Source organism: Pseudomonas sp. H2_D02 (assembly GCF_054677635.1).
On the sequence record NZ_CP162816.1, the window covers coordinates 947,694 to 960,682 of the forward strand.

The following is a 12,989-nucleotide window of genomic DNA, read 5'->3' on the forward strand; positions in this document are numbered from 1 at the left end:
AAGGATGGACACGTGAGCGAAACAGCCTTGCCAAAAGATCAAGATCAGCCAGCGCTCGATGCTCCGCTCGACGCCAAGGCGCCGATTGCGCCGCGTCGCGGCAACGGACTGGCGATTGTCGCGCTGTTGTTGGGCGCCGCCGGCGTGGCGGTGGGTGGCTGGGGCGTGTGGCAAGTGCGCCACTTGCAAGCCAACACCCAGCAGCAGTCTGCCCAGGTCCAGACGCTCAATGACCAGGCCCAGAGCCTCAAGCTCAATGAGCAACGCCTGAGTGAGCGCCTGGAGCAGTTGCCCCCGGCTGAAGAATTGGAAGAGCGGCGCCGCCAGGTCGCGCAGTTGCAGGGCGATCAGCAGCGCTTGAACCAGCGCCTGGAAACCGTGCTCGGTGCCAGCCGCAAGGATTGGCGCCTGGCTGAAGCCGAACACTTGTTGCGCCTCGCCAGCCTGCGCCTTTCCGCCCTGCAAGACATCAGCAGCGCCCAGGCATTGGTGCAGGGCGCGGATGAAATCCTGCGCGAGCAAAACGATCCGGGATCGTTCGCCGCACGCGAGCAACTGGCCAGGACTCTCGCCGCGCTGCGCAGCACCGAACAACCGGATCGCACCGGCCTGTTCCTCCAGTTGGGTGCCTTGCGCGACCAGGTACTGCAGCTTTCAGAAGTGGCGCCCGAGTACAAGGATCGCGGTGAATCCCTGTTGGGCCTGACCGCCGATGGCGATGGTGCCAGCCGTTGGGCGCAGTGGTGGGATCAGATCTCCCGCTACATCCGCATCGATTTCAATGCCGATGAAAACGTTCGCCCACTCCTGGCCGGGCAGAGCTTGATGCAGGTGCGCCTGGCCTTGAGCCTGGCGCTGGAGCAGGCGCAATGGGCCGCTCTCAACGGCCAGGCGCCGGTCTACACCCAGGCGTTGGCCGAAGCGCGGGATGTGCTCAAGAACAACTTCAACCAGGACAACCCGCAAAGCAGGATCATGCTCGAGCGCGTCGTCGAGCTGAGCAAGTCGCCGGTCACTGTAGTCACGCCGGACCTGACCGGCACGTTGAGCGCGGTCCAGGCCTACCTTGAACGTCGCAACGTGAATGCCGAAGATTCCGTCAAGCCGATGCCCAAGGCTGGCGGGCAGGAGACCACGCCATGAAACGCCTCTACGTGATTCTGTTCGTGGTCATCGCTGTCGCCGCCGTGCTGGGCGTGGCGATTGCCGAGCATTCGGGTTACGTGCTCGTGGCGTACAAGAACTTTCGTTACGAAGCCGGTCTCTGGGTCACCCTCGCATTGCTGGCTGTGCTCTGGCTGGTATGGCGGGGCGTGAGCGCCTTGATCGGGCTGGTCACCACGTCCACTGGCGTGGTCAATCCGTGGTCGCGCCGCAACCGCAGTCGTCGCGTGCAAGTCGCCATCGAGCACGGCCAGTTGGACCTGGCTGAAGGTCGCTGGGCCAGCGCCCAGCGGCACCTGCACCGTGCGGCCGAAGCCGAGCGCCAACCCTTGTTGTATTACCTCGGTGCCGCCCGTGCGGCCAACGAACAAGGTCTTTATGAGCAAAGCGACAGTTTGCTGGAGCGAGCCCTGGAGCGTCAGCCCCAGGCGGAACTGGCCATCGCGCTGACACACGCTCAGTTGCAGACGGACCGGGGCGACACCGACGGTGCTCTGGATACGCTGCAAGCCATGCATGATCGCCATCCGCATAACGTGCAGGTCCTGCGTCAGTTGCAGCGTTTGCACCAACAGCGCGGTGACTGGTCGGCGGTGATCAGGCTGTTGCCTGAGCTGCGCAAGGACAAGGTGCTGCCCGCCGCCGAACTGGCCGAGCTGGAGCGTCGTGCCTGGGGCGAAAACCTCACCCTGGCGGCACACCGCGAAGCCGATGGCAGCGTCGGCTTGCAGTCGCTCAACCGCGCCTGGCAACAATTGAGTTCCGCACAACGCCAGGAGCCGGCACTGGTGTTGGCCTATGCCGAACAGCTCCGGCAGCTGGGCGCCCAAGTAGAAGCGGAAGACGTGTTGCGCACCGCCCTCAAGCGCCAGTACGACAGTCACCTGGCACGCCTGTACGGCTTGGTTCGCGGTGCGGATCCAACCCGTCAATTGCAGGCGGCAGAGGGCTGGCTCAAGGACCATCCGACGGACCCAAGCCTGCTGTTGACGCTGGGGCGCCTGTGCCTGCAAAACAGTTTGTGGGGCAAGGCCCGGGATTATCTTGAAAGCAGCTTGCGGGCCCAGCGCAACCCCGAGGCTTGCGCCGAGCTTGCGCGGTTGCTGGCGCAACTGGGGGATGCGGAGCGTAGCAACCAGCTCTTCCAGGAGGGGTTGGGGTTGTTGGACGAGCGTTTGCTTGCAGCACCCCTGCCAGTTCCGGCGCAGGTCGTTTAAGCAGCAATCTAGTCGCTGTAGCGACGGTATTGTGCTGCCTTCGGTAAAGTCCTACAGCTAACTGCGCCAAGTCCCGTTGTGTCTGTCGGGAATTCCCTACACCTTTGGTGAAGTGTCCGCACGGGCCTGCCTTGAAAGGCCCGACGGCTTTCCTCTACCGTAACAGCTTGTCTCTTCTGTTACGGAACCGCCATGTCTTTGGCCAGCTCACGCTTCTTGTTTCTCATGGCTTCCATTGCCGCAGCCCTGGCTCTGGGTATCGCCAGTTACCTGGAATATGCGGTCGGCCTGACCCCGTGCAGCTTGTGCATTTTGCAGCGGTTATGCCTGACGATTTTCCTGGTGAATTGCCTTGGGGCTTGCGTGCACGGTCCTGGCCGAAAGGGCAGTGTTGTCTATGCCACCGCAGGGGTGGTATTCGCGTCCGCAGGGTTGATGCTGGCGTGGCGTCAGGTCTTGGTGCAGAGCGCTTCGGTTGAGGGTTTGCCTGACTGCGTTGCCCGGTTGAAGGGAGCGGATTCGTGGTGGCATGCGATGAGCCATGTGCTTGAGGGCGCTATCGACTGCACAAGTGTCACTTGGACGTTATTCGATCTGAGCCTGCCCGAGTGGAGCCTGCTGTTTTTTCTTGTCCTGGCCATTTCGATGGCCTACCTGCTGTTGCGCCTGGCCTGGGATGCCCTGGTCCGCCCTTTCAGCGACCAGACGTCGCAGTTGGTCAGGGTGCTGGATTAAACACTTGTATGAACTTTATCTCCTGCGTACCTTGAAGCGGTTGTCGTGCGGGCATAATCTGGCCCGCACGTATCATTGGAATTGTGCCACTCGATCATGTTGTACCTGGCGTGTTCCTGGTCATCCAGGTGTGTTTCAGGCTGCGAGGGGCATGACTCAGAAGGGAAGAAATCACCATGCTCGAAAGTTGTCAGAATGCTCAGGAACGCTGGGGTGGGGTGCATCTGCTGATCGACCGCTGGTTGCAGGAGCGTCACGAACTGGTTCGGGCCTATGATGCTCTCGGCGCCAAGCCTGAAGCCCTGAGCGAAAGCCGCAAACCCTTGCAGGATTTCTGCGGTGTGCTGGTCGACTATGTGTCTGCCGGTCATTTCGAGATATACGAACAACTGACGGGCGAGGCCAAGGCCTTCAACGACAAGCGTGGCCTGGAGTTGGCCGACACGATTTATCCGCGCATCGACGTCATCACCGAAAAATTGCTGGCCTTCAATGATCTCTGCGACGAAGGCAAATGCGTGGCGGAAAAATTCAAGGAGCTGGGTGGCTTGCTCCACGAGCGTTTCGAGCTGGAAGACTGCCTGATCGAAGTGTTGCACAACGCCCATAAGGAAGAGGCTGCGGTCCAGGCTTGAGGGATTCGCGGTAAACGAAAAACGGTGCGCATTGCGCACCGTTTTTTTTTGCTTCAGGTCGTCGCGCCGAGCAATTCGATTTCAAACACCAGTGGCGTGAAAGGCGGAATCACATCCCCTGCACCTTCGGCACCGTAGGCCAGCGCCGACGGAATCACCAACCGCCATTTCGCACCCACCGGCATCTGCGGCAACGCACTGCGCCAGCCGTCGATCACGCTATCGAGGTTGAACCACTGCGCTTGATGGTTGGAGTCGAATACCGTGCCGTCCGGCAACCGACCGACATACAGCACCTGGACCTTGCCGTGAGGGCCGGCTTTGCTGCCGTTGCCGGGCTTGAGTTCGGTCAGCAGGATCCCATCCGGCAGTTGTTGCACACCCGGCCGGCTTTTTTCATCGTTGAGAAATTTCTGCTCGGTCTTCAACGCCACTTGGGTCTCGGGTGATGCCGATTGCGCGGTCAGTTGCGCCTGGTGTTCGGCCAGGATCTGTTCGATGCGCTCGTCCTTCAGGGCCAGCGGCTTACCGAGATAGGCCTGTTGCAGGCCTTCGACCAAGGCGTGTATCTGCAAGTCGGGCACGTCTTGGCGCAAGCGTTCGCCAAGGCTCGCGCCGAGGCTGTAGGCCAAGTCGTGGGCATCGTTTGCGTTGGTTTTCTCCGCGGCCTGCGCCATAGGGAAGACCAAGCAAAAGAGTAGAAAAAGGTGACGCGACATGTGTGCTTACTCCGGCCTCGATTCGAGGGATTATGCCAGTGTCGATATCTGTGCAAGTGCATGGCCGTGGCAATGCCGCAGAAGATTTTTTGCGACTTGCAACGCAACGCCATGTGTAGTGTCAACATGCCCTAGCGGCGGTTGCAGCAGAGGTCTAGTATGAGCCGCACTCACGTCAGTCAGGAGGTAAACCATGTCGGCCACCAAGAAGCCTGTAAACACTCCGTTGCACTTGCTCCAACAACTGTCGGGCAGCTTGCTCGAGCATCTGGAAAATGCCTGCTCCCAAGCTCTGGCTGATGCTGAAAAACTGCTCGCCAAGCTGGAAAAACAACGCGGCAAGGCGCAGGAAAAACTGCACAAGTCGCGCACCAAACTGCAAGACGCGGCAACCGCTGGCAAGGCCAAGGCACAAGCCAAGGCAAAAGACGCCGTGAAAGAACTTGAAGACCTGCTCGACTCCCTGAAGGATCGTCAGTCCGAAACCCGCGCCTACATCCTGCAGCTCAAGCGTGACGCACAGGAAAGCCTGAAACTGGCCCAGGGTGTCGGTCGCGTCCAGGAAGCCGTAGGCAAGGCACTGAGCCTTCGTGCTGCGAAGCCTGCCGCTGTATCGGCCAAGAAACCCGTGGCTAAACCTGCCGCTGCAAAAACGCCAGCCAAGGCGCCCGTCAAGCCAGCCGCCAAGGCTGGGGCAAAAGCTGCCAGCAAGCCAGCTGCCAAACCTGCTGTTAAAAAACCGGTTGCTGCCAGTGCAGTAAAACCAGCGGCGAGCAAGCCGGCCGTCAAGACGGCGGCCAAGCCTGCTGCGAAAGCCACGGCTGCGAAACCTGCTGTCGCCAAACCCGCTGCAAAAGTCGCCGCCAAGCCAGCCGCCAAAACCGCTGCTGCCAAGCCCGTCGCGACGAAGACCGCCGCTGCCAAACCTGCCACTAAAGCCGTTGCCAAACCAGTTGCTGCGAAGCCTGCAGCAGCCAAGTCAACTGCGGCAAAAACCGCTGCGGCCAAACCAGCGACCAAGCCTGCAGCGAAATCGGCCGCCAAGCCAGCTGCAGCCAAAGCGCCTGCCAAGGTTGCGGCGAAACCTGCTGCGAAACCAGCAGCAGCCAAACCAGCAGCAGTGAAACCTGCGGCGGCCAAACCAGTAACGGCCAAGCCGGCCGCTGCCAAACCCACCACAAAACCAGCAGCGACCAAGCCTGCCGTGAAAAAGCCTGCCGCTGCAAAACCAGCGACTGCTCCGGTTGCCAAGCCTGCCGCGCCAGCGCCAGCGCCTGCGCCTACGGCGACTCCCGCGCCAACGGCCAGCACGCCGAGCACCGGCTGTGAATCCGAGCGTTACCGCGGCATCGGGCAGCACTCCACCCCGCGCTTCCTAAGTGTCGGACACCGCGACGCGCAGCTGATGCAGCGCGTCGTGGTGAAGGCGGCCGGCGTTTCCCGCCACGCTTTGCAACCATTGACCCGCGCCCGCTTGTCGTTCCTTCGGCCAGTCCTTGGTCACTGTCTCCAATTGCTCGAGTAGTTGCCGCTCGGCTTCCAGCTCCAGTCGCTTGATCTGCTCGCGCAGGCCATTGAGCCTTGCATCCTCCAGGGCAGCCTCTTTCCATTGAATGCGCAGCGCCCGCAATGGCTGTACAACCTGTTCATCCCACGGTTCCGCCAGGTTCCGAAGTTGCTCCAGCCGCTGTTCATCGAACGTCACGCCACGCTGTTCCAGCCATAGCCCGCAGAGCAGCAGGCAGACATTTGCGCCGGCTGCCTGTAGCGCCAGGCATGCGGGCTCCACGCCAGGCTTGGCGTAGAGGTCGAGGGAAAAGCTCCACAGATCAGAGGACATCGTGCTACTCGCGCCAGTTGCGAGCGAAGCTGGTAGACTCCGCCGCCATTATGATTCGACTTCAGAACCTGACTTTACAGCGTGGCCCGCAACGTCTGCTAGAAGACGCCGAGCTGACCCTGCACGCCGGCCACAAAGCCGGCCTCATCGGTGCCAACGGCGCCGGCAAATCGAGCCTGTTCGCCTTGCTGCGTGGCGAGCTGCACCCGGACTCCGGCGATTGCTTCCTGCCGGCCGATTGGCGCATCGCCCACATGCGCCAGGAGGTCGATACCCTCGAACGCCTGGCGGTGGATTACGTGCTTGACGGTGACGTGCGCCTGCGTCAAGTCCAGCGTGACCTGGCCGCAGCCGAAGCCGCGCATGATGGGGGCGCCCAAGCCCGCCTGCACGCCGAGCTCGACAGTGCCGACGGTTACACCGCCGACGCCCGCGCTCGTAAATTGCTGGCCGGCCTGGGCTTCACCAACGAACAGATGGACCGTCAGGTCGGGGATTTCTCCGGCGGCTGGCGGATGCGCCTGAACCTGGCGCAAGCCCTGATGTGCCCGTCGGACTTGCTGTTGCTCGACGAACCGACCAACCACTTGGATCTCGACGCCATTATCTGGCTCGAAGACTGGCTCAAGGGCTATCCCGGCACGCTGCTGCTGATCTCCCACGACCGAGATTTCCTCGACGCCGTGGTCGATCACGTCGCCCATGTCGACCAGCGCAAGCTCACCTTGTATCGCGGCGGCTACAGTGCCTTCGAGCGGGCTCGGGCCGAGCGCCTGGCGCAGCAACAACAAGCCTACGAGAAGCAGCAGGCGCAGCGCGCGCACATGGAAAGCTACATCGCTCGCTTCAAGGCCCAGGCCACCAAAGCCCGCCAGGCGCAGAGCCGGATCAAGGCGCTGGAGCGGATGGAAGAGCTGTCGGCGGCCCATGTCGATTCGCCATTCGATTTTGTCTTCCGCGAGTCGTCGAAGATTTCCAGCCCACTGATCGACCTGTCCGATGCGCGACTGGGCTATGGCGACAAAACCGTGCTGGAGAAGGTCAAGTTGCAACTGACGCCCGGCGCGCGGATCGGTCTGCTGGGGCCTAACGGTGCCGGTAAATCGACCTTGATCAAGAATCTGTCAGGCGAGCTTGAGCCCTTGGCCGGGCGCCTGACACGCGGTGAAAACACCGTGGTCGGCTATTTCGCCCAGCATCAGTTGGATTCCCTCGACGCCAAGGCCAGCCCATTGCTACACCTGCAGCGCCTGGCCCCGACCGAGCGCGAGCAGACGCTGAAGGATTTCCTCGGCGGTTTTGATTTCCGCGGGGCGCGTATCGACGAACCGGTGCTGAACTTCTCCGGTGGTGAAAAGGCTCGCCTGGCGCTGGCGTTGATCGCCTGGGGCCGGCCGAACCTGCTGCTGCTCGACGAACCGACCAACCACCTGGACCTGGAAATGCGCCTGGCGCTGACCATGGCGTTGCAGGAGTTCAGCGGTGCGGTACTGGTGGTGTCCCACGACCGGCATTTGCTCAAGAGCACCACTGACAACTTCTTCCTGGTCGCGGACGGTAAAGTCGAAGAGTTCGACGGTGACCTTGAAGACTATGCGCGCTGGCTGGTGGACTATCGCCAGCGCAACGCACCGGTCAGCACCACGCCGGTCAATCCGGACAAGACCGACAAGAAAGCCCAGCGTCAGGCCGCCGCGGCGTTGCGTCAGCAACTGGCGCCACACAAGCGCGAGGCCGACAAGCTCGAGGCCGAGTTGGGCAAGCTCCATGAAAAACTTCAGAAAATCGAAACCAGCCTGGGTGACAGTGGTCTCTACGAGGCAGCGCGCAAAGATGAGCTGCGTGACTTGCTGGCTGAGCAGGCCAGGCTGAAGGTTCGGGAAGCGGAGCTTGAGGAGGCGTGGATGCAGGCCCTGGAGTTGCTGGAAAACTTGCAAGCGGAGCTGGAGGCGCTGTCCTGATGGAAGCGTTGTCCTTGCCCATACCTGTCATGTGGATCGAGCCGATCTGGCTCGGTGTGCAAGTCCTGCTGATCTTGCTGGTAGGTTACGTGGCCCAGCGTTTCGTGGCGCGTGCGCTCACGGGCCTGGGTGAGCGCTACCCGCTGCCGCCCCAGTTGGTCATCATCCTGCGCGGTGTGCTGCGCTGGTTGATCATGGGCAGCGCCGTGCTGGTGGCACTGGAGCGCCTGGGCGTTTCGGCCACGGTTCTGTGGACGGCCCTGTCGGGGTTCGTTGCCGTGGCGGCGGTGGCCTTCTTCGCCATCTGGAGCGTGTTGTCGAACCTGCTGTGCGCCATTCTGATCTACACCGTCGGGCCGTTCCGCCTCGGTGACGTGGTCGAGCTGGTGGAAGCCACCGACAAGCCAGGCATCAAGGGCCGGGTGGTGGCGATCAATCTGCTCTACACAACGTTGATCGAACCCGAGGAGCTCGGGACCGGAAGCTCAATGGTGCAAGTGCCCAATACGTTGTTCTTCCAGCGCTCGGTCCGCCGTTGGCGCGGCAGCGAAGCGTTTCCGGTTGGCGGGTTCGTCGAATAGCCTTATTTGCTGGTGCACGAAAAAATCGGTGGTTATCCCAACGGCGGCGCATTAGCTTATTCGTTTCGACGGATCCGAGCTGAGGTGTGCAATGTTGCTAGAAACGTGGCTGGCGTTCTTCGCCGCTTGTTGGGTTATCAGTCTTTCGCCGGGCGCCGGGGCCATTGCCTCGATGTCCAGTGGCCTGCAGTACGGCTTCTGGCGTGGCTACTGGAATGCCTTGGGCCTGCAATTGGGCCTGGCGTTGCAAATCGCGATCGTCGCGGCAGGCGTCGGCGCGATCCTCACCGCTTCGGCCACCGCGTTTTACGCCATCAAATGGTTCGGCGTGGCCTATCTGGTCTACCTGGGTATCAAGCAATGGCGGGCGATCCCCGGTGATCTCAGCGACGATGCAGCCGTTCGGCCCATCGGCAAGCCCCTGGCACTGGTGTTCCGCGGTTTCCTGGTGAACATCAGCAACCCCAAGGCCCTGGTGTTCATGCTCGCCGTGTTGCCGCAATTCATCGATCCCCACGCCCCCTTGGTCAAGCAGTACCTGATCCTGGGCGTGACAATGGTTTGCGTCGACCTGATTGTCATGGCCGGCTACACCGGGCTGGCGTCCAGGGTGCTGCGTCTGTTGCGTACCCCTAAGCAGCAACGGCGGATGAACCGGACCTTTGCCGGGCTGTTCATTGGCGCGGCGGGTTTGCTGGCGACGATTCGCAAGGCTGCGGTGTAGTCAAAGCCTGTATCAGAACGCTTCTGTGGCGAGGGGATTCATCCCCGTTCGAGTGCGCAGCGCTCGCAGAATGTCTGGGGCTGCTTCGCACCCCAACGGGGATGAATCCCCTCGCCACAAAAAGCACCCCCAACGATGTTGATCAGCGCAGGATCACCGGCGCGGTATCCCGCGGCAGGCTGTTGCGCTGCACAGGTTCGCCGGCCTGTTCACGGATCGGGCCGCCGAGCTGTTCGCTCAACTGCTGCGCCACGTCTTCCCCCAGCGCCTTGGAAACTTCGCGCACGACCCGTGGACGATTGAGGCTGATGTGCACGTCCCGGTGGTTCATCAGCTTGGTGTCCTGGCCTTCGCCCATGGCGGTAAAGGCCGAGGTGATTTCAAAGGTCTTGGTATTGATCAGGCTGAAATCCGCCACCAACGTCAGGGCAAGCACCGCCGAGTAGCTGTCGGCAGTGCCCAGCTCGTTGATGTCGCGGGTGAAATCGATGTCCGACACGGTGCCGAACAGCACGTAGTCGGCGCCCTTGAAGTTCCCCGCCTTGATCCGCTTGATCACGTCGTAGACGTCGCCCTTCGACGATGCGGTATATGGCGTGCCCTGCACCAACTGGAACATCCCGCTGCGCAGGATCTCGCCCTTGATATCACCGGTGAACTTGCGCAGCTCGCCCTGTTCGATGTAGCTGCTGGTGGCCTCCATTTCGTCGTAGCTCGACGAGGCGCTGGCGGCGTATCCGTTCGCCTGGAAATTGTTCTGGGCCGAAACCGTGTGGATGTACTCCTCCACACGCTCCTGATAGGCGAGGTCAGTCACCGCGACTCTTGGGGCCGCTTGCGCAGTGAATGCGCAAGCCAGGGCCATCATGCCGATCCATGTGCGCATGGCTTATCGCTCCGTGGTCTTGCGGATTTCTTTTTCGTCCATCCATTCGGCCAGGCCGCTTTCGACGTCGATCAGTTGCAGGCTGAATTTGTAGAAGACGTCCTTGTAGTCTTCGCTGCGCTTGACGATGGAGCTGATGGAGCCCTCGATGCGGTATTTGGCCGCGATCATGTTGCCGGTCTTGGCCACGGTGCTCTTTTTGTACAAGCCGCTCTGGTTCTGCAACTTGAGCTGGTCGACCTGGCTGTCCATGGCGTTGTTGTCACTGGCAAAACGCGCCGCGCCGGTCTTCATCAGCTGGGTCTTGATGCTGGTGGTGATTTCCCGGGTATCGATGTATTCGCTGGTCTTGTTCTTTACGTCATAGACCTGAACCACCGGGCGACCCTGCAGGACGCCGGATTGGGCGAGGGAGCGGGTCATCGATTCGGCGATCATCTGCAGGTCGGTGGAGCCGAATTCATTGGTGACGGTTTCCACGGCCTTGGTGTCGCCATAACTGATGTTCTTGTTGCCCAGTACCGGCGAGTTGTTGGCGCAGCCGCTGACGAGCAGGGCGGCGAGGGCGAGGGAGGAGATGCGTAGGAACATGTGTGGGCTCTCGAAACTGAATAAAGGATAAGGCGTCACTCAAACTTTTGTGGGAGCGAGCTTGCTCGCGATGGCGCAGTACCAGTCGAACCATTCAGGCTGAACGAACGCTATCGCGAGCAAGCTCGCTCCCACAGTTTTTCGCATCTCAAGGGGTATTGATTTCCAAGCGGAAATCCACGGCCTTGGGCGTTGGGGCGATGGCCGGCAGGAAGCGGGTCTGTTCGCCGTACAGCGTCAGGCTTTTCCAGCTTTCCTCTTCTGCGATCGGAAAACCTTCCGGCCCCAGCCAGGCAAAGCGGTAGTACATGTTCTTGTTATTGAAGCTGGTATTGCTCAACTGCACGTTGACGGTCAGGTAGCCGTTTTCCCGGGCGACGCGCATGGCGCCGACCACGATGTTCTTGGTCTTGCCCATCGCCACGACCTTGCTGGCGGCGCTGCCCGGCTCCGGTGGCGGTGGGGTGGCGCAGCCGGCCAGCAAGGCCAGGGCGCCGACGGCGATCAGTTTTAAACGCATGTGAACAAGACTCCGTTCTTAGGGTTGCTTGAGGGCGATGGCGGTGGGATTGGCGCTCGGGATGACCTGGGCCGCCAGGCCGCCGGCGAAAACCTGGTTGCCCACCGCTCGCAGGGTGATGACCTGGTAACGCTGATCGACCTTGACCTTCACCACCGAGCCGCCTACTGCGCTTGGCAAGGTGACCTGGTGCTCACCTTTCTTCAGGCGCAGCCGCACCACTTGGGTGTAGTCCGGCAAGGTGCGCCAGGTCCGGGTGTCGGCCCCTTCGAGTACGGCCGAGGTAATGCCCACGGCCAGGCCGGCCAAGGGATTGGTTTCGTTGATCTGTTTCTGCGCCACGCCACGGGTCACCGCCCGCACGGTTGTGCGCAGGATGATCCCCGGCATGTCATCACGCAGGGCGCGGCGGGACATCGCGGTGGTGCTGTTGAGCTGGGTCAGGTCCAGTTGACGGCCGTCGACGCCGATCTGGGCGAAGGTCGCGGTGGAGGTGTCCGGCTTGATCAGCGGGAACGACAGCGGCGTGATCACCACGTTGCCACTGATGGGCAAGGGCAGCGGGATGCGGATCGAATCCCGGGAGGGCGCGAGGCCGCTCTGCACCACGATCAGGATATCGCTGTCGTCGCCCTTGGCGGCAGGCTTGTCCAGATTGAGCAGGGCCTGCTCCAGCAGCGGGGTGTTGGGACGCAGCTCGGCGGCTTTGCGATAACCCGGCGCAGCCAGGTCTTTCTCGCCCAAGGCTTCATAGACGAAGCCCGCCAAGTAGTGGCTGAACGCGCTCTGGTAGCTGTTCTTCAGGCTGACCACTTCCGGCGCGTCCAGGCTGGCGACCGGATAACCCTTGAGGTCCTTGTATTCGGTCTTGACCCCTTGCTTCTCGGCGTCTTCCTCGCGCTTGAGGTATTCCTTGTCGCGCAGGTCGGCAATCACCGCTTCGCGCTCGTGGGTCTTCTTGATTTGCGTCCGCGCGCCGTCGAAATCATTCACGGCCAGCAGGTTCAGGGCCATCTGCGTAGTGAGCATGACCTTTTCGTAGTCATAGCCCTCGTAGCGCCGGACCTTGTCGTTGACCAGGAAGCTGCCGAACTGCGCGAGGTACTTGGCGGTGTCGAGCTTGACCGCGTCTTCCCATTGTCCGACCTGTTGGTCGGCGCTGGTCCAGGCTGTCTGGCTGCCGGACAGATCACCCTTGGCCCGCAACAGTTCACCCTTTTCGAAGAAATAGAGCAGGTCTTTGTCCTGGCTGGCGTTGTTCTTTTCCAACAGGGTCAATGCGGCGTCGACGTTGCCGGAGGCCAGTTGCTGATTGGTCTGGGCCAGCTCACTGTCGTAGTTGCGGAAGGCTGAACAGCCGGACAGCAAGGTGATCGCACCAAGGGCGACCGAAAAAACGGCACGGGATGCCATGAA

Annotated in this window: 13 protein-coding genes and 1 pseudogene; 8 read left to right on the forward strand and 6 right to left on the reverse strand. The window is 61.5% G+C overall.

Annotation, left to right across the window (positions count from 1 at the left end):
- The first annotated feature begins 12 nt into the window (after positions 1-12).
- From AB4N42_RS04250 to AB4N42_RS04265, 4 genes are all read left to right on the forward strand, one after another.
- Positions 13-1,143, forward strand: a complete 1,131-nt coding sequence (locus AB4N42_RS04250; protein WP_030138191.1) for a uroporphyrinogen-III C-methyltransferase — start codon at positions 13-15, stop codon at positions 1,141-1,143.
- Positions 1,140-2,381, forward strand: coding sequence for a heme biosynthesis protein HemY (locus tag AB4N42_RS04255; protein WP_030138165.1), 1,242 nt, complete (start codon positions 1,140-1,142; stop codon positions 2,379-2,381). The genes AB4N42_RS04250 and AB4N42_RS04255 overlap by 4 nt, the downstream gene beginning before the upstream one ends.
- 192 nt (positions 2,382-2,573) lie before the next feature.
- The gene (locus tag AB4N42_RS04260; protein ID WP_030138164.1) at positions 2,574-3,116 is read left to right on the forward strand and encodes a disulfide bond formation protein B; all 543 of its coding nucleotides are present in this window, start codon (positions 2,574-2,576) and stop codon (positions 3,114-3,116) included.
- Between the two features lie 176 nt (positions 3,117-3,292).
- Positions 3,293-3,751 (forward strand): Rsd/AlgQ family anti-sigma factor, encoded by a 459-nt coding sequence (locus tag AB4N42_RS04265; RefSeq protein ID WP_030138163.1) that lies wholly within the window; start codon positions 3,293-3,295, stop codon positions 3,749-3,751.
- Between the two features lie 53 nt (positions 3,752-3,804).
- Here the strand turns inward: AB4N42_RS04265 and AB4N42_RS04270 are convergent, their stop codons facing one another.
- Complete coding sequence (locus tag AB4N42_RS04270) at positions 3,805-4,470, reverse strand: FKBP-type peptidyl-prolyl cis-trans isomerase (protein WP_030138162.1); 666 nt, start codon at positions 4,468-4,470, stop codon at positions 3,805-3,807.
- 193 nt (positions 4,471-4,663) lie between these two features.
- Here AB4N42_RS04270 and AB4N42_RS04275 point away from each other — a divergent pair.
- Positions 4,664-5,849 (forward strand): annotated as a pseudogene (locus tag AB4N42_RS04275) (AlgP family protein).
- Here AB4N42_RS04275 and AB4N42_RS04280 read toward each other — a convergent pair.
- A complete protein-coding gene (locus AB4N42_RS04280) occupies positions 5,846-6,310 on the reverse strand; it encodes a TIGR02444 family protein (protein WP_030138160.1) in 465 nt (154 codons plus the stop codon). The pseudogene AB4N42_RS04275 and the gene AB4N42_RS04280 overlap by 4 nt on opposite strands.
- A gap of 50 nt (positions 6,311-6,360) precedes the next feature.
- Here AB4N42_RS04280 and AB4N42_RS04285 point away from each other — a divergent pair, with 50 nt between their 5' ends.
- The 3 genes from AB4N42_RS04285 (at position 6,361) to rhtB (ending at position 9,576) form a co-directional block, all read left to right on the forward strand.
- Complete coding sequence (locus tag AB4N42_RS04285) at positions 6,361-8,271, forward strand: ATP-binding cassette domain-containing protein (protein ID WP_030138159.1); 1,911 nt, start codon at positions 6,361-6,363, stop codon at positions 8,269-8,271.
- Positions 8,271-8,852, forward strand: a complete 582-nt coding sequence (locus AB4N42_RS04290) for a mechanosensitive ion channel family protein (RefSeq protein ID WP_030138158.1) — start codon at positions 8,271-8,273, stop codon at positions 8,850-8,852. Before AB4N42_RS04285 ends, AB4N42_RS04290 begins: the two co-directional genes overlap by 1 nt.
- Before the next feature lie 91 nt (positions 8,853-8,943).
- Entirely contained in the window at positions 8,944-9,576 is a 633-nt protein-coding gene (gene rhtB / locus AB4N42_RS04295) for a homoserine/homoserine lactone efflux protein (RefSeq protein WP_030138157.1), read from the forward strand.
- A 142-nt stretch (positions 9,577-9,718) separates the two neighbouring features.
- Here the strand turns inward: rhtB and AB4N42_RS04300 are convergent, their stop codons facing one another.
- The 4 genes from AB4N42_RS04300 to AB4N42_RS04315 all read right to left on the reverse strand — a co-directional run bounded on the left by AB4N42_RS04300 (position 9,719) and on the right by AB4N42_RS04315 (position 12,986).
- Positions 9,719-10,462 carry a penicillin-binding protein activator LpoB gene (locus tag AB4N42_RS04300; protein ID WP_198797525.1) on the reverse strand — a complete coding sequence of 248 codons (744 nt, stop codon included), beginning with the start codon at positions 10,460-10,462 and terminating at the stop codon, positions 9,719-9,721.
- Positions 10,463-10,465: 3 nt separating this feature from the next.
- Positions 10,466-11,053 carry a penicillin-binding protein activator LpoB gene (gene lpoB / locus AB4N42_RS04305; protein ID WP_030138155.1) on the reverse strand — a complete coding sequence of 196 codons (588 nt, stop codon included), beginning with the start codon at positions 11,051-11,053 and terminating at the stop codon, positions 10,466-10,468.
- Between the two features lie 148 nt (positions 11,054-11,201).
- Positions 11,202-11,573: a YcfL family protein gene (locus tag AB4N42_RS04310; protein ID WP_030138154.1), complete on the reverse strand. Its 372-nt coding sequence runs from the start codon at positions 11,571-11,573 to the stop codon at positions 11,202-11,204.
- An 18-nt stretch (positions 11,574-11,591) separates the two neighbouring features.
- A complete protein-coding gene (locus tag AB4N42_RS04315; protein ID WP_030138153.1) occupies positions 11,592-12,986 on the reverse strand; it encodes a COG3014 family protein in 1,395 nt (464 codons plus the stop codon).
- Positions 12,987-12,989: the final 3 nt, after the last annotated feature.

Coding starts and splice junctions, on each gene's coding strand:
- AB4N42_RS04255 (WP_030138165.1), top strand. CDS start 1,140: ATGAAACGCCTCTACGTGATTCTGTTCGTGGTCATCGCTGTCGCCGCC.
- AB4N42_RS04260 (WP_030138164.1), top strand. CDS start 2,574: ATGTCTTTGGCCAGCTCACGCTTCTTGTTTCTCATGGCTTCCATTGCC.
- AB4N42_RS04265 (WP_030138163.1), top strand. CDS start 3,293: ATGCTCGAAAGTTGTCAGAATGCTCAGGAACGCTGGGGTGGGGTGCAT.
- AB4N42_RS04270 (WP_030138162.1), bottom strand. CDS start 4,470: ATGTCGCGTCACCTTTTTCTACTCTTTTGCTTGGTCTTCCCTATGGCG.
- AB4N42_RS04280 (WP_030138160.1), bottom strand. CDS start 6,310: ATGTCCTCTGATCTGTGGAGCTTTTCCCTCGACCTCTACGCCAAGCCT.
- AB4N42_RS04285 (WP_030138159.1), top strand. CDS start 6,361: ATGATTCGACTTCAGAACCTGACTTTACAGCGTGGCCCGCAACGTCTG.
- AB4N42_RS04290 (WP_030138158.1), top strand. CDS start 8,271: ATGGAAGCGTTGTCCTTGCCCATACCTGTCATGTGGATCGAGCCGATC.
- rhtB (WP_030138157.1), top strand. CDS start 8,944: ATGTTGCTAGAAACGTGGCTGGCGTTCTTCGCCGCTTGTTGGGTTATC.
- AB4N42_RS04300 (WP_198797525.1), bottom strand. CDS start 10,462: ATGCGCACATGGATCGGCATGATGGCCCTGGCTTGCGCATTCACTGCG.
- lpoB (WP_030138155.1), bottom strand. CDS start 11,053: ATGTTCCTACGCATCTCCTCCCTCGCCCTCGCCGCCCTGCTCGTCAGC.
- AB4N42_RS04310 (WP_030138154.1), bottom strand. CDS start 11,573: ATGCGTTTAAAACTGATCGCCGTCGGCGCCCTGGCCTTGCTGGCCGGC.
- AB4N42_RS04315 (WP_030138153.1), bottom strand. CDS start 12,986: ATGGCATCCCGTGCCGTTTTTTCGGTCGCCCTTGGTGCGATCACCTTG.